The following is a 26,983-nucleotide window of genomic DNA, read 5'->3' on the forward strand; positions in this document are numbered from 1 at the left end:
CCAATCGTTCCTAGCACATTTTAATACTCTTCATTTTAGAAAAACCTAGATATAAAAAAGCCCGCTCAAATGAGCGGGCAATGAGGTTGTCATATAAGCCCTATTTTTCGGGCTTACTGATTTTTATCTATTACGCTTCTAGGCTAGCTTTCACCTTTGCGTGTAGCTCTTGAACCGAAGTTACTGACGCTTTTGCATCTGCAGTGTGAGACATACATGTAGCGAACGCTGCGTTCAGTGTCGTTGTGTAGTTCACTTTTTCTGCCAGTGCACCGCGGCGTAGAACTTTCGAATCTTCAATCGCTTGACGACCAGCAGCCGTGTTTACAATGTAGGTGTATTCGTTGTTCTTGATGCGGTCAAGAATGTGTGGACGACCTTCGTGTACTTTGTTTACCAAACGTGGGTTAATACCCGCTTCGCCCAGAATTACAGCAGTACCGTGTGTCGCATCCAACTGGTAACCCAGTTTCACTAGCTTAGAAGCTAGGTCAACAACACGCTCTTTATCGCCTTCACGTACAGACAGTAGCGCACGACCACCTTCAGGGTAAACTGCACCACAACCTAGCTCTGCTTTCGCGTAAGCTTCTGCGAATGTTGCGCCAACGCCCATTACTTCACCTGTTGAGCGCATTTCTGGGCCCAATAGCGGATCAACGCCAGGGAACTTGTTGAACGGCAGAACCACTTCTTTCACTGAGTAGTAAGGAGGGATAATCTCTTTAGTAAAGCCTTGTGACTCTAGAGATTGACCCGCCATTACACGTGCAGCGATTTTCGCTAGAGGTGCACCTGTCGCTTTCGATACGAATGGTACCGTACGAGCAGCACGAGGGTTCACTTCGATTAGGTAAACGTCGTTGTCTTTCACAGCAAACTGCGTGTTCATCAAACCGCGTACACCGAGTTCGAACGCCAGCTTCTCAACTTGCTCACGCATCTTGTCTTGAATTTCCTGACTTAGCGTGTATGCAGGCAGTGAACATGCAGAGTCACCAGAGTGAACACCGGCTTGTTCGATGTGTTCCATGATACCGCCGATAACGACGCGTTCACCGTCACAGATAGCATCAATATCAACTTCGGTTGCATCATCCAAGAAACGGTCTAGTAGAACTGGAGACTCGTTCGATACGCTTACTGCTTCATTGAAGTAGCGACGCAGGTCTTGCTCGTCGTATACGATTTCCATCGCACGACCACCGAGTACATAAGATGGACGAACAACTAATGGGAAGCCAATTTCTTTCGACTTCTCAACCGCTTGCTCCATCGTTGTTACTGTCGCGTTTTCTGGCTGAAGTAGACCTAAACGGTCAACAGCGGCTTGGAAGCGTTCACGGTCTTCCGCACGGTCTATAGCATCTGGGCTCGTACCAATGATTGGAACACCAGCCGCTTCTAGAGCACGAGCCAGTTTAAGTGGCGTTTGACCACCGTACTGAACAATTACACCTTTTGGTTTTTCAACGCGAGCGATAGACAGTACATCTTCCAGAGTTACTGGTTCGAAGTACAGACGATCAGACGTATCGTAGTCAGTAGATACCGTTTCTGGGTTACAGTTAACCATAATGGTTTCGTAACCGTCTTCACGCAGCGCAAGTGATGCGTGTACACAACAGTAGTCGAATTCAATGCCTTGGCCGATACGGTTTGGACCACCACCAAGAACCATGATCTTGTCTTTGTCTGTTGGGTTGGCTTCACACTCTTCATCGTAAGATGAGTACATGTAAGCCGTGTCAGAAGAAAACTCTGCGGCACACGTATCCACACGTTTGTAAACCGGGTGAATATCAAACTGCTCACGAGCACGGCGAATTTCACTTTCAGCGACACCAAGCAGTTTAGACAAGCGCGCATCAGAGAAGCCTTTACGTTTCATCTGGCGAAGCACTTCTTTGGTTAAACCTGCGTAGCCGCCCGCCTTGACTTGCTCTTCGAGTTTTACGATTTCTTCGATTTGAACCAGGAACCAACGGTCAATTTGAGTCAAGTTGAACACGCCGTCAACTGACATGCCAGCTCGGAATGCATCGGCGATGTACCAGATACGCTCAGCGCCTGCTTCTTTAAGTTCGTGACGAATCTTAGTCAGTGCATCTGGTGCTTCTAAATCGACCATCTCGTCAAAACCAGTTGCGCCAACTTCTAGGCCACGAAGTGCTTTGTGAAGAGATTCTTGTTGGTTACGACCAATTGCCATTACCTCACCAACCGATTTCATCTGAGTAGTCAGACGGTCGTTTGCGCCAGCAAATTTCTCGAAGTTAAAGCGAGGAATCTTAGTTACGACGTAGTCGATAGTTGGCTCGAATGATGCTGGTGTTGCACCGCCCGTGATGTCGTTTTGTAGTTCGTCCAGAGTAAAGCCAACAGCAAGCTTCGCGGCAATCTTAGCGATTGGGAAACCTGTTGCTTTTGACGCTAACGCAGAAGAGCGAGATACACGTGGGTTCATCTCGATGATAACCATACGGCCATCTTTCGGGTTGATACCAAACTGTACGTTTGAACCACCTGTTTCAACACCAATTTCACGTAGAACGGCTAGCGATGCATTACGCATTAGCTGGTATTCTTTGTCAGTCAGTGTCTGTGCTGGTGCTACTGTGATTGAGTCACCCGTGTGGATACCCATTGGATCAAAGTTTTCGATTGAACATACGATGATACAGTTGTCCGCTTTGTCACGAACGACTTCCATTTCGTACTCTTTCCAACCGATTAGTGACTCATCGATAAGAAGTTCGTTGGTCGGAGATAAGTCCAGACCGCGACGACAGATTTCTTCGAACTCTTCTTTGTTGTACGCGATACCACCACCAGTGCCACCCATGGTGAACGATGGACGGATGATACAAGGGAAGCCAACCATATCTAAAACTTTGTAAGCTTCTTCCATGCTCTTCGCTGTATCTGCGCGAGGACACTCAAGGCCGATAGACTTCATCGCTTTATCAAAACGAGAACGGTCTTCCGCTTTGTCGATTGCATCTGCAGTTGCGCCGATCATCTCTACGCCGAATTCTTCTAGTACGCCGTGTTTCTCTAAGTCTAACGCACAGTTAAGTGCAGTCTGGCCACCCATGGTTGGCAAAACTGCATCTGGACGCTCTTTTTCAATGATCTTGCGTACCACTTCCCATTGGATTGGCTCGATGTAAGTCGCATCAGCCATCTCTGGGTCTGTCATGATCGTTGCTGGGTTCGAGTTAACCAGAATAACTCGGTAGCCTTCTTCACGAAGTGCTTTACAGGCTTGTGCGCCAGAGTAGTCAAACTCACATGCCTGACCGATAACAATCGGACCAGCACCAAGAATTAGAATACTTTGAATGTCAGTACGTTTTGGCATTATCTACTACTCCGAATTAAGCGCTGTGTTTTTTGATTAGTTCGATAAAGTGGTCAAATAGCGGTGCCGCGTCATGTGGACCTGGGCTCGCTTCTGGGTGACCTTGGAAGCTAAATGCTGGCTTGTCTGTGCGGTGAATACCTTGCAAAGAGCCATCAAATAACGATACGTGAGTAGCACGTAAGTTTTCCGGTAACGTTGCTTCATCTGCCGCAAAGCCGTGGTTTTGCGAAGTGATCATAACAACGTTACGGTCTAAATCTTTTACTGGGTGGTTTGCACCATGGTGACCAAACTTCATTTTCACGGTTTGTGCACCTGACGCTAACGCAAGGATTTGGTGACCTAAACAGATACCGAAGATAGGTAAGCCTTTTTCTAGGAACACTTTTGTCGCTTCAATCGCGTAAGTACATGGTTCTGGATCACCAGGGCCATTTGATAGGAAAACACCGTCCGGGTTCATCGCAAGCACTTCTTCCGCTGACGTTTCAGCAGGAACAACCGTTAAGCGGCAACCGCGGTCAACCAACATTCGCAGGATGTTGCGTTTTGCGCCGAAGTCGTAAGCAACGACGTGGTATGGCAGCTCGCTGTCATCTTTCGCCTCTGGAAGTCCACCTTCAAGCGTCCACGAACCTTGTTTCCATTGATACGCTTCTTTCGTTGTAACTTCTTTCGCAAGGTCCATTCCTTTTAAGCCTGGGAATTCTTTTGCTTTCGCTAGAGCCAAAGCTTCATCTAGGTTATTACCCGCAACAATACAACCGTTTTGAGCACCTTTTTCACGCAAGATACGAGTGAGCTTTCGCGTATCAATATCAGCGATGCCAACGATATTTTGAGACTTAAGGTAATCAGAGAGGGATTGTTCATTACGGAAGTTAGAAGCGATAAGAGGAAGGTCGCGAATCACAAGGCCTTGTGCATGAATGGAAGAGGATTCTTCATCTTCGGAAGTGGTTCCGGTATTGCCAATGTGAGGATAAGTAAGGGTGACGATTTGCTGAGAATAGGAAGGATCAGTGAGGATTTCTTGATACCCCGTCATCGAGGTATTAAAAACGACTTCACCAACGGAAATACCATCTGCCCCTATGGACACTCCGTGGAACACTGTCCCATCTTCTAGGACTAACAGTGCTAATTTACCCAAGACAACCTCCAGAATAAAAATGCAAAAAAAATAAATCAAACTGCAAACATGCCTTCCTTTACCTATAAAATCTACATAAATAGGTATTTCAGACAAATTGGCGGTATTCTAAAGTTGGACTGGAAACCTGTCAACCTACAATCAAAAATAAATTATCAGTTTCTAGCGAGTAAGGTCATTTCGAATCAGTAAGGCTCAAAAAGACAACTTTTGAATGCTATTACATAGGGAGGGATAGAGGTTTAATGAATTTTACAAATTTGAACTTTTTAGGGATCACAAAAAATTATGAGTTTTTAACGCAAACGTTCACCAAGACAAAAACAGGAACACTTTTAACGGTTACACACAAAAACAAAGCCAAAACAGACAAAAACACAACAAAAGTAAGTGCTAAAATCTTCTCTATCAGAATCATTTTATTTACAAATAATTCTATAGATATAAAAAAGCCGGCTAGCGCCGGCGAATAATTATGTATTTAGAGTTCATTCAATCCCAAAACATCTGTCATGGTATAAAAGCCCGCAGGTTTAGCACTCAACCAAACGGCAGCCTTTACGGCCCCATTAGCAAACGTCATGCGATCAGTCGCTTTGTGCGTTATTTCCACTCGTTCCCCGATATCAGCAAACATAGCTGTATGCTCACCGACGATATCGCCAGCGCGAATCGTAGCAAAGCCGATCTCATCTTTTGTTCTTTCACCAGTAATGCCTTCTCGGGCATAGACAGCTACATCATTCAGCTTATTACCCATCGCACCAGCAATAGCTTCTCCCATTCCGATAGCGGTACCAGAGGGGGCATCAACTTTATAGCGATGGTGTGCTTCAACAATCTCGATATCACAGTAATCCCCCATCACTTTGGCCGCTTTCTCAAGAAGCTTAAAGACAAGGTTTACGCCTACAGAATAATTTGGCGCCATCACAACAGGCACTTGCTTGGCTGCTTCATCGATAAGATCACGCTCTGCATCGCTGAAGCCAGTCGTCCCAATCACAATGCTCTTACCGTATTTCTTACACAACTCGAGATTCGCTAATGTGCTTACTGGAGCGGTGAAATCGATGATTACATCAAAATTATCGACGTCTTTAGCAAGATCATCCGTTAAGAGCACATCGAATTTACCTTCACCACAAAGCTCACCGATATCGACGCCGACAAGTGAAGACTCAGGTCGTTCTGATCCCGCGCTCACTGTCGCTTCAGGATTAAGGTGTGAAGCTTTAACCAAATTGCGGCCCATTCGGCCAGCTGCTCCTGCGATTGCAATACGAACCATTGCGCTTTCTCTCCTTCTCTGGATAACGAGGTTTGCTCTCGTTCTCTCGTTTCGCTTAATCTGTTTAAACTAACAACATACCGTGGTTACCACAAGCAAGTTCATCGAGCTTAAGCAAACTCTTTTACAACACGCTCCAAGATAGGTACGTTCGCTTCAGGAAAGGTGTAGTCGCCCAATTCGCTGATTTCAACCCAGCATCCTTCTTGACCTTCTCGACCGTAAGGCTCATTACTGAATTGAGATACTGTAATAAAATCAAACTTGAGTGATTTGTCTGGATAGTCGTATTCCAAATGTTCAAAAGGGGCTTGCTCAATAACTTCAATTCCTACTTCTTCTTCGAGTTCTCTTGTAATAGCAAGCTCAATGCTTTCTCCCGGCTCGACTTTGCCACCCGGAAACTCCCAAAACCCGCCTTTGTGCTTATCATCAGGACGCTTTGTAATAAAGATCTTTGATTTGTCTTGGTTAAAAATAATTGCCGCGACTATGTGAATTCTTTTCATGGGGATTCCTAACTCTCAAGACCGTTGTACTTTACTATTGTGACAACGAGCTTCTACATCTCAAAAACTTTCTGACCTATCAAACTTATGGAATTTGATAGCCAAAGAATTTATTTAAAAAAAGAGTCGCCTAAGCGACTCTTTGATAAATAATCCGACTAACAGATTAGTCGATTTTGCCGTGGCACTGTTTGTACTTCTTGCCACTGCCACAAGGGCAAGGTTCATTACGACCTACTTTACGTTCATCACGTACCATTGGTTGATTTGAACCTTCTTCAGATTCTTCGCCTTCAGAAAGCGGATTTTGTGCTGCAGCGTGTTGCGCTTGCGCACGACGAGCGGCTTCTTCAGCTTGCGCACGACGCTGTTCTTCCATACGTTCAACTTCTTCTTGTTGCTGAACGCGAACACGAGATAGAACAGTAATAACGTCTGTTTTCAGCGCTTCTAGTAGACCCTCAAACAGTTCAAACGACTCACGTTTGTATTCTTGTTTTGGGTTCTTCTGTGCGTAACCGCGTAAATGGATACCTTGACGCAAGTGATCCATCGCAGCCAAATGCTCTTTCCAAAGCGTATCCAGAGTCTGAAGCATGACCGATTTTTCGAAGTTGCGAAGCACTTGTGCACCCACCACTTCCTCTTTCTCTTTGTACACTTCAACGGCTAGGTTGATGATCTTTTCACGTAATGCTTCTTCGTAAAGCTTGTCGTCTTCTTCAAGCCATTGCTTCACTGGCGCATCAAGATCGAAGTCCGCTTTCAAGCGCTCTTGTAGACCTTCAACATCCCACATATCTTCTAGTGACTGTGGTGGAATGTACTCATCAATAACCGCTGTTAGCACATCTTCACGGTTTTGCTCGATCATGCCGCTGATGTCTTCAACGTTCATTAACTCGTCACGCAGTTCGTAGACAACCTTACGTTGATCGTTCGCTACATCATCGTATTCAAGCAGCTGCTTACGGATATCAAAGTTCCGACCTTCCACTTTGCGCTGTGCTTTTTCAATTGAGCGAGAAAGCATTTTCGATTCAATAGCTTCACCTTCTTCCATACCACTTTGAATAAGGCTCGCCATACGATCAGAAGTGAAAATACGTAGCAAAGAGTCTTCCATAGATAGGTAGAAGCGCGATGAACCCGCATCACCTTGACGACCGGAACGACCACGTAGCTGGTTATCAATACGGCGAGATTCGTGGCGCTCAGTACCGATGATATGTAGACCACCAGCTTCTAGCACTTGGTCATGCACCACTTTCCACTCTGCTTTAATCGCATCGATTTGCTCTTGAGTTGGGTTCTCTAAAGCTTCAACTTTTGATTGCCAGCTACCGCCAAGCACAATGTCCGTACCACGACCGGCCATGTTGGTCGCGATAGTTACCGCACCAGGCATGCCCGCTTCAGCAACAATTTCCGCTTCTTTCTCATGGAATTTCGCGTTCAATACGTTGTGTTTGATCTTAGCCTTCTTCAATGCGTTAGAAAGAAGTTCTGACTTTTCAATCGACACAGTACCAACAAGCGTTGGCTGCCCTTTGGCAACACGCTCTTTAATATCTTCAATGATTGCCGCAAACTTCTCTGCTTCAGTACGGTAAACCACATCTGGCATATCGTTACGAATCATCGGCTTGTTGGTTGGGATAACCACCGTTTCCAAACCATAGATAGACTGGAATTCGAACGCTTCAGTATCCGCTGTACCTGTCATACCTGACAGTTTTTCGTATAAACGGAAGTAGTTCTGGAAGGTAATAGAAGCCAAAGTTTGGTTTTCGTTTTGGATCTTAACGCCTTCTTTCGCTTCTACTGCTTGGTGAAGACCTTCAGACCAACGACGACCTGGCATTGTACGACCAGTGTGTTCATCAACGATGACCACTTCACCTTCATCAGTAACAATGTAATCAACGTTACGCTCGAATAACACATGAGCACGCAAAGCAGCATTCACGTGATGCAACATGCTGATGTTAGCCGGAGAGTAAAGTGTATCACCTTCCTCCATCAGACCGTTTTTCACCAACAGTTCTTCAACGTATTCTTGACCCGTTTCTGTTAGGTATACTTGCTTTGATTTTTCATCAACAGTGTAGTGACCATCACCACGGTATTCTTCAGAGTCTTCTTTATCTTGCTTTTTCAGATGCGGGATCAAAAGGTTGATTCGAGTGTATAGCTCAGAGCTATCTTCAGCAGGACCAGAAATGATCAAAGGAGTACGAGCTTCATCAATTAGGATTGAGTCCACCTCATCGACAACAGCAAAGAAGCGATCACGCTGTACACGGTCTTCGCTACGGAAAGCCATATTGTCACGAAGGTAGTCAAAACCAAATTCATTGTTGGTTCCGTATAGAATGTCAGCTTGGTACGCTTCTTTTTTCTCTTGAGGAGGCATGTTTGGCACGTTTACGCCAACGGTCATACCTAAAAATTCAAATAGAGGGCGGTTCGTCTCAGCATCACGTTTAGCTAGATAATCGTTCACTGTTACGATGTGAACGCCTTTACCAGCAAGAGCATTTAAGTAAGCTGGAAGCGTTGCAGTCAGCGTTTTACCTTCACCTGTACGCATCTCCGCAATTTGACCCGCATTTAGAACCATACCACCGATAAGCTGAACGTCGAAGTGACGCATGCCGTAGACACGCTTAGATGCTTCACGAACCGTAGCAAAAGCTTCAGGAAGTAGTTTATCAAGAGTTTCACCTTTCTCTAGGCGCTCACGGAACTCAACCGTCTTTGCTTTTAACTCTTCATCACTTAGAGCTTCGAATGTTGGCTCGTAGTTATTAATTTCTTTTACAATTTTTCTAAGGCGGCGCAGTGTTCGGTCGTTGCGACTGCCAATCACTTTTGTCAGTAGCTTAGTTATCATTTTTCGTGAATCTCTCTTTAATCAGACCGTTCCCGATCTACTCATAATGCCTTCAGTCTCTGCCAGTTTGGAACTAAGAATACTGAGATAAATCATTTATCAAAGATATTGAGTTCAAACATCCATATTTCAAGGCTAAGTTTCGAAACAATGTGGCTTAGTGTAAGGATTTTTCATCGATACAACCATAAATAGACGTATTTGTTTGAAGCACTCTGAAGTTTTTACTTAAAGTGGTGACTGATTAGACGATATTGCATACCACAATATGTGTAATTTATTCAGAGCAGACTTTGCTTTTTACCTTGCTACATTGTAAAACTGAAGCGAAAGACGTTAATGTAAACTATACCTTGATAGAAAGCTGCTCTAGAATAGCTGATATCTCAACAAAATTAGATTTTACCTATGCGTGATCACCGTCCAACCTCGACTGAAGATGTTATTGCTGAATCACAGTTCAAGCAGATTCAAGAACATGCTGGAGAAATCTTACAGCTTAACCAAGCTTTGCAAGAGATCTTACCCAAAGGGACGGCCGATCATTGCCGGGTGGCGAATGTTCGTAACGGCCACCTATTGATCGATGTTTCTAGTGCCGCGATCAAAATGAAGATCGATTACGATCGCCTCATGATCCTAAATAAACTTCGTACTCAAGGCTTTGCCAAACTGATGAGCGTTGAAGTGAGGATCAATCCATCATTATACCGAAATCGTTTCGAACAAGACGACAGACCTAAACGTCCACCATTAACAGAATCTGCAGCAAAGTCATTGATGACGATTGCCGACATGGCACCGCCTAAAATTCAAGAGCGTTTAAAGCGATTAGCCGATATGGCAGAAAAGAAAGACCGTAAGTAACCGTTATTTCAATATGCTGAAAAGCTCGAATGCTATTAATAAGCCCAAGATTAAAGCCAAATAGCAAAAAACCAGGCATAAGCCTGGTTTTTTATTAATTTTAATGCCGAGTATTTACGTAAGCACCATATTTGGTTCAGCGAATGCTACTGGTGAGCCCACTTCTTCTTCGAATGTAGTCCACTCCCACGCTTCCTGATCAGCAAGAACAGCTCGCAGAAGTTGGTTGTTCAAACCGTGACCCGATTTAAAGGCGCGAAATTCACCGATGATTGGGTGACCACACATGTAAAGATCACCAATCGCATCCAACACTTTGTGAGTCACAAACTCATTTTCAAAGCGTAGACCTTCTTCGTTAAGAATACGGTAATCATCCAATACGATAGCATTGTCGAAACTACCACCCAAAACTAGGTTTTGAGACTGTAGATATTCGATATCACGCATAAAGCCAAACGTACGTGCACGAGAAATTTTACGAACGAAGCCTTTTGAGGAGAAATCAAACAGCAAGCGCTGCTCGTCTGACTCAATTGCAGGGTGATTAAATTCAATTTCGAAGTCCATGCGGAAGCCGTTAAATGGTACAAACTCTGCCCATTTATCGCCATCTTCAAAACGAACTGGCTTTTTAATACGGATGAAACGTTTTGGCGCATTTTGCGTTTCGATACCTGCTTGTTGTAGCAAGTATACAAATGGGCTAGCACTACCATCCATAATTGGAATTTCAGGTGCGTCTACTTCGACAATAATGTTGTCGATGCCCATACCAGCAAGTGCCGCATTCAAGTGCTCTACAGTTGAAATACGCACACCTTCGTCGTTTACCAAAGCAGTACATAGCATGGTGTCACGAACAGAAGCTGGATCAGCTGGAAAATCTACAGGTGGGTTTACATCTGTACGACGGTAAATGATACCTGTATTTGCAGCAGCCGGGCGCAGAGTAAGCGTGACTTTACGACCAGAGTGGAGGCCCACACCAGTTGTTTTCACTATTTCTTTCAGAGTACGTTGTCTGATCATCTGCTTGCCTCTCAAAAATTTGCTACAAAACACGGCCGTCTGTAACGTCGACCGTGAATGCTACCATAATTTTGAGCCATGTCAAATTTATGGATTAAAGATTAATCAGCCTGACGACGCAAAAATGCCGGGATATCTAAATAACCACTTTCCTTCTCTTGCTTCGGAGCCGCAGAGCTTTGGCTCGACGATGCTGGAGAAGAAGAAACTGTATTTGTAGGCTGAGGAGTTACCTGTGGCTTCTCTTGCACTTGATTATTTTGCAAGGTTTGTGCCGGTTTCTCTTCAGCTTGCGTTGCCGCCGCTTGCTGTTGTGGTTGAGCCTGCGGCGTCGGAGCCACTTTCGCTTTACCACCCGCAACTAGTGTGATATCTGGTCTTTTCTCATTGCCAATACCTGTCGCTACAACTGTTACGCGGATTTCGTCCGTCATATCTGGGTCTAGAGAAGTACCGATAACAACAGTTGCATTGTCAGAAGCAAATGCTTTCACTGTATTACCAACCGTCTCAAACTCGTCAAGACGCATATCCAGACCTGCAGTAATATTGACAAGAACACCACGAGCGCCCGCTAGATCGATGTCTTCCAGAAGTGGGCTAGAAATTGCCATTTCAGCCGCTTCTTCAGCACGATCTTCGCCTTTAGCAATACCGCTGCCCATCATCGCGTGACCCATTTCAGACATTACTGTCCTTACGTCCGCAAAGTCGACGTTGATCATGCCAGGGCGAGTAATTAGCTCTGCAATGCCTTGAACTGCGTTCTTAAGAACGTCGTTCGCACTTGCAAAAGCTTCTAGTAGCGTGACACCACGGCCAAGTACTTTAAGCAGCTTTTCGTTTGGAATCGTAATCAAAGAGTCAACGTGCTTAGACAGCTCATCGATACCTTGCTCAGCGAACGCCAAACGCTTTTTGCCTTCAAAGCTGAACGGTTTTGTCACTACCGCGACAGTTAGAATGCCAAGCTCTTTAGCTACTTCAGCAATAACAGGTGCTGCGCCAGTACCTGTACCGCCACCCATACCAGCTGCGATAAACACCATATCGGCGCCAGTTAGGGAATCTTTAATTCTATCTCTGTCTTCGAGAGCTGCGTCACGGCCAACCTGTGGATTAGCACCTGCACCCAGACCTTTGGTGATATCGCCACCGATCTGAATAACATTGCCAACGCTTGTCTTACGAAGTGCTTGCGCATCAGTGTTGACGCTGATGAATTCCACACCTTCGATGGATTCACGCACCATGTGTTCAACGGCGTTACCACCGCCGCCACCAACCCCAACGACCTTGATTACTGCATCGTCAGACATTTCCATCATCGGTTCAAACATGTGTTGTCTCCGTTTATCCTGCAACTCAGGTTAAAACTCTTTTTGTATCCAGTTACGCAATTTATCGAAAAAGCCAGTAACAGATGAGCGTTTAGGTTCATTATAATCGCTATCGTCGCTAGACTGCATGTCTCTTGCGTAATGAAGTAATCCAACTGCCGTAGAATGGTACGGCTCTTTTACATAGTCAGTTAATCCGCTGACTTCGAGCGGTTTGCCGACCCTTACTTGATTGCGGAATACGCGTTCCGCACATTCTATCACTCCGTCCATTTGCGCAGCACCGCCGGTGAGTACAACTCCCGCAGCTAGATGGTGCTTTATACCCTCTTCGCGCAATTTCGCTTGTACAGAGTCAATAGTTTGGTTAACCAGTCCCATAAGCTCAGAGTAGCGTGGCTCAATCACTTCTGACAACGTTTGACGTTGCAGACTACGTGATGGTCGCCCACCTACGCTTGGTACATTAACCGTGTCATCCTTACTGACCAGTTCACTCAAAGCACAGCCATATTTGACTTTTATTTCTTCAGCATCGCTCACTGGCGTACCAAAAGCAAAAGCAATATCGCTGGTTACAGCATTTCCTGCGTACGAAAATACTTCTGTGTGACGTAACGCACCGCCAGTCCAGATGGCCACATCCATCGTGCCGGCGCCAATATCCACCACACAAACTCCAAGCTCTCTTTCATCCTCGGTGATTACTGCATTACTTGCAGCAAGCCCAGAAAATACGAGTTGCTCTACTTTAAGGCCGCATCGTTCTACCGCCTTAATAATATTGCGTGCCATGTCACTATGGCATGAGATAAGGTGGACACTTACTTCCATTCTTACCCCAGATAAGCCAAGCGGATTTTTGATTCCCTCTTGGTAATCAATGGTGAACTCTTGCGGAATCACATGAAGGATTCGCTGTTCATCACCGATTTTAATCGATTTTGCTGTATGGATAGCGCGATCCATGTCTTCTTGAGACACTTCTTCATCTGAAATCGTGCCCATACCTTTTTCAATTCGGCTTGCGATATGCTTACCAGACAACGAAATGAAGACTCGGCTGATCTGGCACTCGGCCATCAATTCAGCTTGATCAATTGCACGTTGTACTGATTTTACAACCGACTCCAAGTCATTCACGCCACCTTTATCCATGCCACGTGAAGGGCTACTACCTGCGCCAATAATATTAATTTGACCGTCTGGTAGAACCTCACCTACTAGAGCCGATACGGTTGCAGTGCCTATATCAAGACCAACAATAATGTTGTCATCAGCGGCCTTAGTCATCTGTACTCTCTTCTAACTCTTGTTCAGGAAACCAACCAACTGCGGCTCCTGTATCGTACCTAAGATCGATATAACTGATTCTTTGCGTATCACTGCCAAGCTTGTTATAGAGCTTAAAAAATCGCTCTATACGCTCAAGAAGAGACTCTTTACCGAGCTCTAATCGAATACCGTTATCAAGGATGATTTGCCAAGCTCGTCGCTCGTTTAATACCAGAGACGATATCGCTAAACCCAATTGCTGAAACTTAGGACTCAAATCACGGTAAGCCTGTAAGACTTCTGGTCCGCTGTCTTTGGGTCCGTACAGTTTCACTTTTTCTTCTTGTAACAGAGCCACATCGCCATCAAAAACAAACCCGTTTTTATCTAACAGTTCGTTGCCATTCCAAATGGCTTCAGGTTGATGCTCTGTCAAAAAAACTTTTACTGTATCCGGCCACTGCTTTCGGATTGCGGCATGCGCCACCCATGGCAGAGCTTCGACACTTTGCTGTAATACATCAATATCCTGAGACATAAATGTACCGATGTGATCTATTCGACTAAATGCAGCCTGCACATCGTCAGCTTGGACATACTCCAGTTTTCCCTGAAGTACTATTTTGGAGAGAGGTAACCTTTGGTCATCCCACATCCAACTGATCGCCGAGTACAAAACAGAACTAATTAAGGTCACAACCACAACGAAAAATAACGCACCCAAGATTTTCTCTTGGCGACCACGGTTATTATCCGTGTTTGGTCGCTCGTCATTCAGTGCAATATTCAACAACGTCTTCGTTTCCTGACTTTTGTCGTGTACTTTTTACCCACATAATTACGCAGAGGTAAAAGTCTTGACTTTAACCTTGGGATTATACTGAGCTCTTGTAAACTATCAAACACTGATAGCAATAAATCACAATGATATTGACGCAAAATCGAGATCTGAGTCTTTATCTGTCCTTCGCGCCAACAATCTGTGTTAACCAAGCATCTTGTTTATATTTAATTCAAGACCTGCCAGTTGTTTCGCCACTTTACCAACATCACCCGCACCTTGCGTTAAGATTAGGTCGCCGTCTTGTATAACGTTAGCTAAAACTGAAGGTAATTGCTCGATTTCTGGAACAAAAATCGGATCTACCTTACCTCGGCTGCGAATTGTGCGACACAATGAACGTCCATCAGCTCCTGCAATTGGCTTTTCACCTGCGGCATAAACATCCAACATGATTAATACATCAACTTGCTCTAGAACATTCGCAAAGTCATCGTATAGATCACGAGTACGGCTATAACGGTGTGGTTGGAAAATCATAACGAGACGTTTATCTTGCCAACCGCTTCGCGCAGCATTAATGGTCACATCAACTTCTGTTGGGTGGTGTCCGTAATCATCCACTAACATGGCATGACCATTACCGGTATCAAACTCGCCAAGGTGATCAAAACGTCGTCCCGTGCCTTGCGTTCCGGCCATTGCTTTTAGAATTGCATCGTCTTCAATGTCATCTTCGGTAGCCACTGCAATCGCAGCCGACGCATTAAGTGCATTGTGACGACCTGGAATGTTCAGAGTGATATCTAGGTTGGCACGCCCTTTACGTACTACCGTAAATTTGCCTTGCTGACCTTCTTGACGATAGTTTTCAATGCGTACGTCAGCATCTGCGGAGAAGCCGTAAGTAATCACTTGACGACTAATACGTGGGATTAACTCTCGAACCACAGGATCATCAATACAAACAATAGCTTGGCCGTAGAACGGTAGATTGTGTAGAAAATCAATGAAGGTTTGCTTTAACGTTTCAAAGTCACCCCCATAAGTATCCATATGATCGGCTTCAATATTAGTGACGATACTTACCATTGGTTGCAGGTGCAGGAATGACGCGTCGCTCTCATCCGCCTCAGCAATTAGAATACGACTCGAGCCTAAACGAGCATTTGTACCTGCGCTTTTCACCAAGCCACCGTTTACAAACGTTGGATCAAGGCCTGCTTCAGAATAGATTTGTGTCACGAGTGCCGTCGTCGTCGTTTTACCGTGCGTGCCCGCAACGGCAATACCATGACGGAAGCGCATCAACTCAGCGAGCATCTCAGCACGACGTACAATAGGTATACGTAACTCCCGCGCAGCCATCACTTCTGGGTTTTCTTCGTTGATAGCGGTTGAAACCACAACCACACTGGCTTTTTCAACATTGCTAGCTTGGTGCCCGATAAATACCGTCGCACCTTTTGATACTAAACGCTCTGTCACAGGGTTTTCTGATAAGTCAGAACCCGTGATTTGATAGCCTTCATTCAACAGCACTTCTGCAATGCCGCTCATGCCCGCACCACCAATACCGATGAAGTGGATGGATTTCACGCGGCGCATCTCTGGCACCATGGCGCGAATCTGAGCTAAGTCTTGTGTATGTTGGATTGTCATCAATTCTATTCTCAATAATTCGTTAACGCTTTTCGGTCAAAGCGACAATGGCTTGTGCGACAACTCGGTCGGCATTCAATTTAGCAGCGCCACGCGCTTGCTCAGCCATCGTAAGTAAAGCTTGGCGATCCAATTGTTGGATCTGCTGAGTCAAAGACTCAACGGTTAAGTCTGGTTGTTCAATCATTTTCGCTGCGCCGCATTCTACTAGATGATCGGCATTCAGTGCTTGTTGGCGATCTTTATGCATAAAAGGAACAAAGATAGCCCCTACGCCTGCCGCTGATACTTCAGAAACGGTTAACGCCCCTGAACGACAAACTAAAAGGTCAGCCCATGCATAAGCCTCTGCTACGTCGTCAATGAACTCTGTGACTTCTGCATTTACCACACCATTAGCTTGGTATGCGGCGTTCACTTCTTCGGCGGAACCTTTGCCCGCTTGATGACGAATACAGTAATCACCGCCCAACTTAGCCATCACTTCTGGCAGAGTTTGGTTAAGAATACGTGCGCCTTGGCTGCCACCCATCACCAAAATGCGAATTGGACCTTGGCGCTCTTGCATGCGCTCAGTTGGCGCTGCTAATTGAGTCACGTCTTCACGAACTGGGTTCCCAACCACTTCGGCATTTGGAAAAGCGCCTGGGAAAGCCTGAAAAACCTTCTTAGCGATTTTCGATAACCATTGGTTCGTTAAACCTGCTACTGCATTTTGTTCATGCAGAACAACAGGAATGCCACTCATCCAAGCGGCAATACCGCCCGGGCCGCTAACATAACCGCCCATACCAAGTACTGCGTCTGGCTGCCAGCGTTTCATGTGAGCACGAGCCTGCATAATGGCATTGATAATTTGAAATGGTGCTGCAAGAAGACGTTTAACGCCTTGACCTCGTAACCCTTTCACTTTGATAAAGTCGATTTCAATGCCATGTTTTGGCACCAAATCCGCTTCCATTCGATCCGCCGTACCTAACCAACGGATCTCCCAACCTTGCTCTTGCAGCTGTTTTGCTACAGCTAACCCTGGGAATACGTGACCGCCAGTACCACCAGCCATCACCATCAAACGTTTATTTTGTTTCATTAGTTTGTTGTTCTGATTGTTGTTGCTCGCGTTTCAAGCGGCATTCGTAATCGATACGCAGCAATATGGACACTGCGACGGACATAATAATCAGACTGGAACCACCATAACTGATTAGCGGAAGTGTTAAACCTTTGGTTGGTACGATACCAGCTGCAGCACCAACGTTCACCAAGGTCTGGAACGCAAACCAAATACCGATACCGAAAGCCAGATAACCGCCGAACATTTCGCCTTCTTCAAACGCACGCTTGCCTATGTAAACCGCTTTTAGCACTAAGCTAAAAATCAACATTAAGACCAACACAACGCCAACAAAACCGAGCTCTTCAGCAAGTACGGCAAACACAAAGTCGGTATGCGCTTCCGGTAGATATTCCAGTTTTTGAATTGAATTACCGAGACCTTGACCGAACCATTCACCACGACCAAACGCCATCAAAGACTGAGTCAACTGATAGCCACTGCCAAATGGGTCTTCCCACGGGTCAAGGAAGGAGGTAACTCGTCGCATACGGTATGGTTCGACTAAAATCAAACCTACCACAGCGCCGATACCTGCCACCATCAACGCGAGAAACTGAGTCAGTTTTGCGCCTGCGATAAACAGCATGCCAAACAATGTTACTAGCATCACGACGACCGTACCCAAGTCTGGCTGACCAAGCAGTAATACTGCGAAGAAAGCAAACACCATGATTGGCTTCATAAAGCCACCAAAGAAGGTTTGTCGTACTTCGTCTTGCTTTCGAACTAAGTAACCAGACATGAAGATAAACAGCGATAGCTTCGCGACTTCCGCTGGCTGAAGGTTAAACAGCCCAAGGGGAATCCAACGAGACGCACCATTAACCGACTTACCCGCCAAGAGCACGATGATTAACAGTGCGAAAGAAGCCCAAAGTAAGTAATGGCTCTTCTTAAACCACTCTTGCAAAGGCACTTGCAAAATAACAGCGGAGGTCCCTAACGCCAGCACGAGAAACGTCGCATGACGAAACATAAAGTGGAACGGCTGTTCGGTTAATCGAGAGCTGATTGGAAATGATGCAGAGGTTACCATCACCAACCCCGTCAACATCAAACCCAGTGCAATCCACACTAACTGACGATCAAACATCGCCTCTGGGGCTGGATGCTTGAGCCAATTGCCAATACTGCGTTTAACGTTACCTAAACCCACGAAGTGTGTAACCTTTAATTATGCATATTTCTGAGCAAGAGCAGCGAAAGCATCACCTCTTGCCATAAAGTTGTCGAATTGATCAAAGCTAGCACATGCAGGAGACAGCATCACCATATCACCTGGTTTTAACTGCGAAGATACTTGTTGAATCACATCTTCCATGGTGTCGAAACGTATTGCAGATTCATGTAGTGGCATAAATTCATCGCCATCAACGCCAAAGCAACACAGCTGCAAGTTAAGCGTTGCGAAGATCGGTTTTAATGGCGAGAAGTCAGCACCTTTGCCAACACCACCAACGAGCAAGTAGAGCTTACCTGTCGACTCCAAACCAGATAGCGCAGCCATAGTGCTCGCAATATTAGTTGCTTTAGAGTCATTCACCCATTTTACGCCTTGATTATCCGCAACCACCTGGCATCGGTGTGTCAGTCCCGTGTAATTTTTAAGTGCATTCAATGCGTTGTGATAATCAACGCCCGCAGCCTTTAAGAGCGCTAAAACGACCAATGCATTGGATAAGTTGTGTTTACCAACCAACTTAAGCTCATCACTTGCGACGACTCGTTGACCGTGATCGAGCAGCCAAGTGCGATTGCCATCCACCTCGAGACCAAAGTCCTGATTGTCGCTGCCAAATGTCACCAATGGCATCTCTGCATCAGGGAAGGTTTCTTGATCATCACGGTTCACTACCGCGAGATCAGCATGATCAAAAATACGCAACTTGGCTTGTCGATAGTCAGACATGCCTTGATAACGGTCCATATGATCTTCAGAAAGATTCAGAAACGCAGCGGCTTTGAGCTTTAAGCTTGACGTTGTTTCCAACTGGAAGCTTGAGAGTTCAAGCACATATAGGTCTGCGTCATGTTCTAGTAAATCCAAGGCAGGAACGCCGATATTGCCGCCAACGCCAACATCCAAACCCGCGGCCTTGGCCATCACGCCTGTGAGATCGGTGACAGTGCTCTTACCGTTTGAGCCCGTAATCGCAATCACAGGCTTCTGCACCGCCCAGGCGAATAACTCAATATCACCAACTACTGTCGTGCCTTTTTCCAATACGGCTTGGATCTCTGGTGTCGCTAGCGCAATACCAGGGTTGGTCACGATAAGATCAGCGTCAGAAAGCCAGTCTGTATTCCAACCACCACTATGCAGTTGAACATCTTCCGGCAAGCGCTCTGCCCCCGGAGGGTTTACGCGAGTATCAATGACTTTGACCACAAGCTGTGGCTGATTTTTTCTTAGGTGTTTAACGACAGAGAGCCCGGTAATACCGAGCCCTACGACGACAACACTATGTATGTTTTGCCAACGTTCCATATTTGATCACACTGTAAATCTTGTTCTTGGAAAATGCGATTAACGCACTTTCAATGTCGCAAGACCAATCAGAACAAGAACCATAGAAATAATCCAGAAGCGCACGATTACGCGCGGTTCTGGCCAACCTTTCAATTCGTAGTGGTGGTGAATCGGTGCCATACGGAAGATCCGCTGACCACGCAGTTTGTATGAACCCACCTGTAGAATTACCGACAGCGTTTCCATCACAAATACACCGCCCATGATCACCAACACCAACTCTTGGCGAACGAGAACAGCAATGGTGCCTAATGCACCACCAAGCGCTAGTGAGCCCACATCACCCATGAACACTTGTGCTGGATACGTGTTAAACCACAAGAAACCAAGGCCTGCACCGACGATTGCTGTACATACGACAACCAACTCAGAAGCATGTGGTAGGTATGGAATATGAAGGTATTCCGAGAAGTTAACGTTACCCGTCGCCCATGCAATAACCGCGAAGCCTGCAGCAACAAGAACCGTTGGCATGATTGCCAAACCGTCTAGACCATCGGTCAGGTTAACCGCGTTACTCGTACCGACAATCACAAAGTAAGTCAGGATAATGTACATCAAACCAAGTTGCGGCATGATGTCTTTAAAGAATGGCACCACGAGCTGAGTGGCTGCAGTGTCTTTACCGTAAGCGTACAATGCAAAAGCCACGACAAACGCGATCAACGACTGCCAGAAGTACTTCCAACGCGCGATCAAACCATCGGTATTTTTGCGCACCACTTTACGATAATCATCAACAAATCCGACTGCACCGTAGCCAAGCAAGACCGTCAATACCGCCCATACATATGGGTTGGATAAGTCAGTCCAAAGCAAGATTGTGATTGAGATGGCCGCTAAGATCATGATACCGCCCATCGTTGGAGTACCACGCTTACTAAAGTGAGATTCAGGACCTTCGTTACGTACCACCTGACCAATTTGCAGCATTTGCAAACGCTTGATCATGATTGGTCCCATCCATAATGACAGACCCAGAGCGGTTAATACGCTTAGAATTGCTCGAAAAGACAAGTATTCAAACAATCGGAAAAAAGACAGGTATGGCTGTAGCAGCTCGGCAAGCCAAATAATCATTAATAATACTCCTTCAAAGCAGCAGCGACTTCAAACATACGTGCACCGTTCGCTCCTTTCACCAAAATCGTATGGTTTTCAGGAACGGCTTGGTCTAGATGCTGCTTGATGTATTCAATCATCTCTTGGTGCGTCTCAAAATGAATGCCTTGGCAAAGCTCACTGATCACCTTGGCGTCTGCACCATATGTGAGAACATGTTCAAATTTTTGTGGGGCAGCATGTTCCCCGACTTGACGATGAAGTGCAAGACTTTCCTCGCCCAATTCCGCCATATTACCTAAAATCAGCCAGCGCTGACCTGGGAAAGCAGCCAATAAGTCAACCGCCGCTTTCATGGCTGGCACGCTTGCGTTGTAGCTGTCATCAATCAATTTGATTTTTTCGCTCAGCGCTTCAACCTCGACGCGACCTTTCACTTTGTTTAAATGCTTAAGGCCAGCGCGAACCTCTTCTAATGTGGCGCCCATTTGTAACGCAATAATAGAAGCTGCGATTGCATTCGCCACGTTGTGTTGACCTATAATACCCAGAGACAGTTCAATTTCTTGTGAGCTTGCTGCGATATGTAGGTTAAAGCTGGCCTCTCCCGCGGCATTCATCACGATATTTGATGCATAGTAATCAGCCGCAGAATTACTTTGTGAGAAGGTGATAACTTCCTTATCCGCCAGCACGCTATCCCACTTTGTTTCGCCATTGCTGTCTAAATTGACAATCGCAATACTACCTGCAGCAAGACCTTGGTAAATTTCACCTTTGGCTTGTTTCACGCCATCAATAGAACCAAAGCCTTCAAGGTGCGCGGCGGCTACATTATTCACTAACGCGATATCTGGTTTTACTAACTGCGTTGTGTAAGCAATTTCACCGATATGATTAGCACCAAGCTCAATCACGGCATAATCGTCATCCTGCTGTGAGCGCAATAACGTCAACGGAACACCAATATCATTATTGAAGTTACCTGCAGTAAACAGCACTTTGCCTTTCAATTGCAGAATGCTCGCGACCATTTCTTTGACGGTCGTTTTACCACAACTGCCTGTGATGGCAACGGTAGGTGTTTGGCAAGTTTGATGCACCCAAGAGGCTAACTCACCCAGTGCCATTTTGGTGTCCGACACCACGACTTGTGGCACATTCACATCTAAACGTTTTTGTACGAGTAAAGCACCAGCGCCTGCATCCACCGCTTGCTGGCAAAAGTTGTGCGCATCAAAGCGCTCACCCACCAGCGCAACAAATAAAGCACCGTTGTCAATCGCTCGTGTATCAGTAGAAACCGCGTCGATAAGTAGATCATCGCCGAATAGCTCACCGCGAGTGATGTTGGCAATTTGAGATAACGTTACTTTGATCATAAGGACAATCCTAAAAGCTGCATAGCAGACTCACGGTCGGAGTAATGAATCGTTTCGCCATTCCGAATTTGATAATCTTCGTGGCCCTTACCCGCTAACAAGATGATGTCTTTTGGCGAAGCATTCTCAACCGCATAAGACAGAGCTTTGAAACGGTCATGCTGCACAATCGCTTCGGCAGGTTTTGACAGCCCGGATAGCATGTCTTTTACAATCTGAACCGGATCTTCACTGCGTGGGTTATCGTCAGTCAACACCACTCTGTCACCTAGACGCTCTGCAATTTCCGCCATCATTGGGCGCTTACCTGCATCGCGATCGCCTCCGCAACCAAAAATAGCCCACAGCTGCCCCTCACAGTGAACTCGTAAAGCTTGCAGTGCTTTTTCTAGTGCATCAGGAGTATGGGCATAATCGACCACGACTTTGGCACGGTCCTCTGTCTGGAATAACTCCATTCGGCCGAGTACAGGTTGTAACTGACCTGCGGTTTCGAGTAACGCTTGTTTATCCTTACCCAAGCTTAATAAGGTCGCAAAAGCGAGCATTAAGTTGGTTGCGTTAAACTCACCAATCAGTGGCGCGTGCAATTGACCTGAGCCAAATTTACCATCGAATTGGATAGTAATCCCCGACTCCGCGTAACGGACATCTGTCGCCCAAATTGCGCTTTCAAACTCAGTGTTCGGTTTGAGTGATACTGCAATCGCATTGCTCAACTGCGTCGCCCATGCATGACCGACCTCATCATCGACATTAATAATGGCACGTTCACATTGATGTTGCGTAAACAACTCCAGCTTTGCATTGGCGTACTCTTCCATCGTGCCATGATAATCTAGGTGATCACGACTTAGATTAGTAAACACACCCGCCGCAAACGACAACGCCTTGACACGGCCTTGCGTTAAGCCATGAGAAGAGACTTCTAGCGCGGTGTATGTGGCTTGTTGATTTGCGAGAGAGGACAGCGTTTTCTGAATTTCTACAGCATTCCCTGTTGTATTCGCGGCTTGCTGTAAATTGTCGAGAAAACCATTTCCCGTCGTGCCCATCACTGCCGCTTTGTGGCCAAGTAGCTCTAGCCATTGTGCAATTAGCTGGGTAATGGTGGTTTTACCGTTAGTACCGGTGACACCAATCAAATCCATATCTGGGTAAGCATAAAGCTTTCCAGCGATTGCAGATAAACGTTGATCCAACGTATCGAGGTAAATAACGGGAACGTCATCGATGATTTCCACCGTGCCGTGTGCTTTTACATCACAGGCTTGCGCTAGAACCGCATTGGCCCCTTGCTCAATGGCAGAAGCAATGAAGTTACGCCCATCCACAATATGGCCAATCACCGCAACAAACGTGGTTCCAGGCTGAACTCTTCGGCTGTCGAGCTCCAATTCAGAAACAAGAACGGACGATAAGCTGGGGCAATCCACCCAAGGGGAAAGCAGCACGTCCATACTGATGGCTTTAGTCATATTTGTTCTCCGAGCTTTGGCTCAGGTTTTCTTAATTTTGTTTGCTCAGTAAGCCACTCGGCTTACTGCTGGAATTTGTTTTCGTCTGGTGCAACATTGAGTATTTGTAGCGCGCCTTTCATGATTTCAGAGAAGACAGGAGACGCTACCGAACCACCATAGTAATCATCACCTTGAGGCTCGTTTACGATCACAACCAATGCAATTCGCGGATCACTAACCGGAGCAAGCCCTGCCGTATAAGTGATGTACTCATCGCTGTATCCACCTGCAGACGCTTTACGTGAGGTACCTGTTTTGGCTCCCACTCGATAACCAGGAACTGCCGCTCGACGAGCTGAGCCTCCTTTTTGGGTTACGGTTTCCAGCATGTCCAAGACCTGGCGTGCGTACTTTGCACTCACTACTTGGCGCGACATGTCATGATCATTGCTTTCGATAATATGGATTGGCTCGTATTTGCCGAGATTTCCAAGCGTCGCATAGGCATGCGCTAACTGGATTGGCGTTATCGATAGACCATAACCAAACGCAATCGTGGCACGTTCAATAGGAGACCATCGTGTTCGTGTCGGGAAGATACCAGTCACTTCCCCAACGAGGTTCAGACCAGAAAGCTCACCAAAGCCCACAGAGCTGTACAGACCGAGCAGCGCCTCTACTGGCATTTGCATTGCCAGCTTCGTCACACCGATGTTACTCGATTTTTTGAGGATCGTGGTCAAGCTCGCTTTACCCACGCGGGATACATCTCTTACTCGGCTACCACCTAAACGAAGTACACCATTACCGGTATCTACGATGGTATCTTTATCGGCTACCCCATTTTCTAAGGCGGCTAAAATAACGAAAGGCTTAATGGTGGAGCCTGGCTCCATCGAGTCCGTGATCACTCGGTTACGCATTTTATAGCTTTGCCAGTCGCTACGATTGTTAGGGTTGTAGGAAGGCGCATTCACCATGGCCAATACGGCGCCGGTTTTCACGTCCAACATAACAACGGAGCCTGACGTGGCGCGATGGTCCGCAACGGCTTGTTTAATCGCACGATAAGCAATCGCCTGTAGGCGCTGGTCGATTGTCAACTGGAGTGACTTACCTTCTTGCTTGTCTTGCCACGCAATGTTTTCTACGACGCGACCATAACGGTCTTTACGAATGGTTTTCTTACCTGCGGCGCCAGTAAGCCACTCATCGTAGCTACGCTCAACACCCTCTAGACCATGCCCATCAATCCCCGTCACCCCAACTAAGTGAGCACTAACCTCACCGGCAGGATAGTAACGACGAGATTCTGACTTAAGACCCACACCAGGCAGCTTTAGCTCACGAATATAGTTCGCCATGGCTGGACTCACTTGGCGCTGCAAGTAAATAAAGCGGCGCTTTTCATTGTGCTTGATCTTGTCTATCAACCCTTGTCGGTCAACACCAAGAACATCCGCTAATGCATACCAACTCTTGGTCTGGCTTAAGGCATTTTCTTTAAATATCGTCGCGGGATCCGCCCAAACGGCCTCAACAGGCACACTGACAGCGAGCGGCTCACCATTTCGGTCCGAAATAATACCGCGTGCAGAAGGAATGGATTTCACACGAACCGAGCGTAGGTCACCTTGTTTAATCAGGTTATCCGGTTCAATGATTTGAATATAGGCTACGCGCGCCACCAAAAGTGCAAATGCACAAAAGACAAAAAACAGTAATAGATGGAAGCGCCAACGAATCAGAAAGGATTCTTCAACCGCCACTTTCACTACTTTTTTCTCGGTTTTCGTATCCCCCGAAGCGTTTTTTTCTTTCGCGACAGGTTTACGCTTGTTGCTTGGTTTCGTGTTGGTTTTCTTTCTAATCATTTGAGCGTGACAACCACTTCTTTATCGCCATCAGGTCGTTTCATTTCAAGTTCTTTTTTGGCAAGGTCTTGAACACGACTGTGTTCCGCGAGGGCCGTTTCTTCCAACATCAGGTTGCGCCATTCGCTATCTAAACGCTCTCGTTCAACCAAAGTGTGATCTTTTTCGGTGATCGCTTGACGCGCATGGTGGGTAGCAAATACCACTCCCATTGCCGATGCCATGATCAATAGCAACAACAGTAATGGCCAGCGACCAACGGTGATAAGATCCGTTGCAATCAACTTAGCAAGGTTAGGAGTGGGTTTCGTCATAATAATTAAAGCTTTTCTGCAATTCTTAGCACAGAGCTGCGCGAACGAGGGTTCATTTCAATTTCTTGTTTGCTTGGCTTAATCGCTTTGCTCACCGCTTTCATATTCGCACTACCAAGAGCACGAATTTGCTCTTCAGTCATTGGAATGCCATGTGGCACTTCAGGTCCTTTGCTCTCTTTACGGATAAAACGTTTGACCATACGGTCTTCCAGAGAGTGGAAACTAATGACAGATAAACGACCTTCAGGAGCCAGAATACTTGCCGCGCCTTTTAGTGCCGTATCAATTTCTTCTAACTCACTGTTGATGTAAATACGAAATGCCTGGAACGCACGAGTCGCAGGGTGTTTTTTCTCTTTAAAGCTTTTGGGTGCAGCATCTGAGATCAGCTTCGCGAGCTGGCCAGTACGTACCAGCGGTTCATTTTCTTCGTCTTCACGGTAGGCAACAATCGCTTTGGCAATACGGCGCGCGTGTTTGTCTTCACCAAACTCACGAATCACCCAAGTAATATCATCTAAGTCAGCTTCCATTAGCCATTGAGATACGGGAATACCTGATGTTGGGTCCATACGCATATCTAGCGGGCCGTCTTTCATAAAGCTAAAGCCACGCTCTGCGTCGTCTAACTGCGGCGAAGAAACACCTAAATCCAGTAGAACGCCATCAACTTTGCCAACCAAGTCATACTCTTCAGCATACTCAGCAATACCAGAAAATGGACCATGAATGATGGTGAAGCGAGGATCATTGATTTTGCCTGCTTCAGCTATCGCTTGAGGGTCACGATCGATACTGTACAGTCGGCCGTTTTCTCCGAGTTTAGATAGAATGGTCCGGCTGTGACCGCCACGGCCAAATGTTCCATCGATATAGATACCGTCTGGTTTGATAGCTAAGCCATCAATGGATTCATTTAATAACACGGAAATATGTTGGAAGGTTTCGGTCATAGCTTTCTCGTTGAATGATCTTGAAGCGATTTTAAGATATGTTGCTCTCTCATGCTGAATATTTATAGCAAAAGATCAACCTACCATAGTGTACTGATTTCCCACATCATCGCCA

At 46.1% G+C, this 26,983-nt stretch carries 21 protein-coding genes; 2 read left to right on the top strand and 19 right to left on the bottom strand.

The genetic code is table 11. The features are described from left to right. Positions 1–130: 130 nt before the first annotated feature. Positions 131–3,364: a carbamoyl-phosphate synthase large subunit gene (gene carB, locus OO778_RS14175; RefSeq protein WP_005396427.1), complete on the bottom strand. Its 3,234-nt coding sequence runs from the start codon at positions 3,362–3,364 to the stop codon at positions 131–133. 16 nt (positions 3,365–3,380) lie between these two features. Next, the gene (carA, locus tag OO778_RS14180; protein WP_005396428.1) at positions 3,381–4,520 is read right to left on the bottom strand and encodes a glutamine-hydrolyzing carbamoyl-phosphate synthase small subunit; all 1,140 of its coding nucleotides are present in this window, start codon (positions 4,518–4,520) and stop codon (positions 3,381–3,383) included. A 245-nt stretch (positions 4,521–4,765) separates the two neighbouring features. On the opposite strand from carA, the gene OO778_RS14185 reads away from it, so the two are divergent. Further along, positions 4,766–4,993, top strand: coding sequence for a hypothetical protein (locus tag OO778_RS14185; RefSeq protein WP_031780548.1), 228 nt, complete (start codon positions 4,766–4,768; stop codon positions 4,991–4,993). A gap of 8 nt (positions 4,994–5,001) precedes the next feature. Here OO778_RS14185 and dapB read toward each other — a convergent pair whose 3' ends face one another. The 3 genes from dapB to secA all read right to left on the bottom strand — a co-directional run bounded on the left by dapB (position 5,002) and on the right by secA (position 9,216). Then, positions 5,002–5,811, bottom strand: a complete 810-nt coding sequence (gene dapB, locus OO778_RS14190) for a 4-hydroxy-tetrahydrodipicolinate reductase (RefSeq protein WP_005396431.1) — start codon at positions 5,809–5,811, stop codon at positions 5,002–5,004. A 110-nt stretch (positions 5,812–5,921) separates the two neighbouring features. After that, the gene (gene mutT, locus OO778_RS14195) at positions 5,922–6,320 is read right to left on the bottom strand and encodes an 8-oxo-dGTP diphosphatase MutT (RefSeq protein WP_005396433.1); all 399 of its coding nucleotides are present in this window, start codon (positions 6,318–6,320) and stop codon (positions 5,922–5,924) included. 166 nt (positions 6,321–6,486) lie between these two features. Further along, complete coding sequence (secA, locus tag OO778_RS14200; RefSeq protein WP_005396435.1) at positions 6,487–9,216, bottom strand: preprotein translocase subunit SecA; 2,730 nt, start codon at positions 9,214–9,216, stop codon at positions 6,487–6,489. A 408-nt stretch (positions 9,217–9,624) separates the two neighbouring features. Between secA and OO778_RS14205 the strand changes: the two genes are divergently transcribed. Then, positions 9,625–10,083 (top strand): DciA family protein, encoded by a 459-nt coding sequence (locus tag OO778_RS14205; protein ID WP_005396436.1) that lies wholly within the window; start codon positions 9,625–9,627, stop codon positions 10,081–10,083. Between the two features lie 114 nt (positions 10,084–10,197). Here the strand turns inward: OO778_RS14205 and lpxC are convergent, their stop codons facing one another. From lpxC to rsmH, 14 genes are all read right to left on the bottom strand, one after another. Further along, on the bottom strand, positions 10,198–11,115 hold the full coding sequence (gene lpxC / locus OO778_RS14210; protein ID WP_005396437.1) for a UDP-3-O-acyl-N-acetylglucosamine deacetylase: 918 nt from the start codon (positions 11,113–11,115) through the stop codon (positions 10,198–10,200). A 101-nt stretch (positions 11,116–11,216) separates the two neighbouring features. Then, positions 11,217–12,455, bottom strand: a complete 1,239-nt coding sequence (gene ftsZ / locus OO778_RS14215) for a cell division protein FtsZ (RefSeq protein ID WP_005396438.1) — start codon at positions 12,453–12,455, stop codon at positions 11,217–11,219. Positions 12,456–12,485: 30 nt separating this feature from the next. After that, positions 12,486–13,748: a cell division protein FtsA gene (gene ftsA, locus OO778_RS14220; RefSeq protein WP_005396440.1), complete on the bottom strand. Its 1,263-nt coding sequence runs from the start codon at positions 13,746–13,748 to the stop codon at positions 12,486–12,488. Beyond that, positions 13,741–14,523 (bottom strand): cell division protein FtsQ/DivIB, encoded by a 783-nt coding sequence (locus OO778_RS14225; protein ID WP_005396441.1) that lies wholly within the window; start codon positions 14,521–14,523, stop codon positions 13,741–13,743. The genes ftsA and OO778_RS14225 overlap by 8 nt, the downstream gene beginning before the upstream one ends. A gap of 192 nt (positions 14,524–14,715) precedes the next feature. Further along, positions 14,716–16,173: a UDP-N-acetylmuramate--L-alanine ligase gene (gene murC, locus OO778_RS14230; RefSeq protein WP_005396442.1), complete on the bottom strand. Its 1,458-nt coding sequence runs from the start codon at positions 16,171–16,173 to the stop codon at positions 14,716–14,718. A gap of 22 nt (positions 16,174–16,195) precedes the next feature. Continuing rightward, positions 16,196–17,263 carry an undecaprenyldiphospho-muramoylpentapeptide beta-N-acetylglucosaminyltransferase gene (gene murG, locus OO778_RS14235; RefSeq protein WP_005396443.1) on the bottom strand — a complete coding sequence of 356 codons (1,068 nt, stop codon included), beginning with the start codon at positions 17,261–17,263 and terminating at the stop codon, positions 16,196–16,198. After that, entirely contained in the window at positions 17,250–18,446 is a 1,197-nt protein-coding gene (ftsW, locus tag OO778_RS14240) for a cell division protein FtsW (protein ID WP_005396444.1), read from the bottom strand. Before ftsW ends, murG begins: the two co-directional genes overlap by 14 nt. Before the next feature lie 18 nt (positions 18,447–18,464). Next, positions 18,465–19,778, bottom strand: a complete 1,314-nt coding sequence (gene murD, locus OO778_RS14245) for a UDP-N-acetylmuramoyl-L-alanine--D-glutamate ligase (protein ID WP_005396445.1) — start codon at positions 19,776–19,778, stop codon at positions 18,465–18,467. Positions 19,779–19,817: 39 nt separating this feature from the next. Then, positions 19,818–20,900 carry a phospho-N-acetylmuramoyl-pentapeptide-transferase gene (gene mraY, locus OO778_RS14250; protein WP_005372931.1) on the bottom strand — a complete coding sequence of 361 codons (1,083 nt, stop codon included), beginning with the start codon at positions 20,898–20,900 and terminating at the stop codon, positions 19,818–19,820. Continuing rightward, entirely contained in the window at positions 20,900–22,264 is a 1,365-nt protein-coding gene (gene murF / locus OO778_RS14255; RefSeq protein WP_005396447.1) for a UDP-N-acetylmuramoyl-tripeptide--D-alanyl-D-alanine ligase, read from the bottom strand. The genes mraY and murF overlap by 1 nt, the downstream gene beginning before the upstream one ends. Then, on the bottom strand, positions 22,261–23,742 hold the full coding sequence (gene murE / locus OO778_RS14260; protein ID WP_005396448.1) for a UDP-N-acetylmuramoyl-L-alanyl-D-glutamate--2,6-diaminopimelate ligase: 1,482 nt from the start codon (positions 23,740–23,742) through the stop codon (positions 22,261–22,263). The genes murF and murE overlap by 4 nt, the downstream gene beginning before the upstream one ends. Before the next feature lie 62 nt (positions 23,743–23,804). Continuing rightward, a complete protein-coding gene (locus OO778_RS14265) occupies positions 23,805–25,499 on the bottom strand; it encodes a penicillin-binding transpeptidase domain-containing protein (RefSeq protein ID WP_031780549.1) in 1,695 nt (564 codons plus the stop codon). Positions 25,500–25,594: 95 nt separating this feature from the next. After that, positions 25,595–25,912 carry a cell division protein FtsL gene (ftsL, locus tag OO778_RS14270; protein WP_226421556.1) on the bottom strand — a complete coding sequence of 106 codons (318 nt, stop codon included), beginning with the start codon at positions 25,910–25,912 and terminating at the stop codon, positions 25,595–25,597. A gap of 5 nt (positions 25,913–25,917) precedes the next feature. Then, a complete protein-coding gene (gene rsmH / locus OO778_RS14275; protein WP_006743238.1) occupies positions 25,918–26,868 on the bottom strand; it encodes a 16S rRNA (cytosine(1402)-N(4))-methyltransferase RsmH in 951 nt (316 codons plus the stop codon). Positions 26,869–26,983: the final 115 nt, after the last annotated feature.

It is taken from the genome of Vibrio sp. STUT-A16 (genome assembly GCF_026000495.1).
GTDB lineage: Bacteria > Pseudomonadota > Gammaproteobacteria > Enterobacterales > Vibrionaceae > Vibrio > Vibrio diabolicus.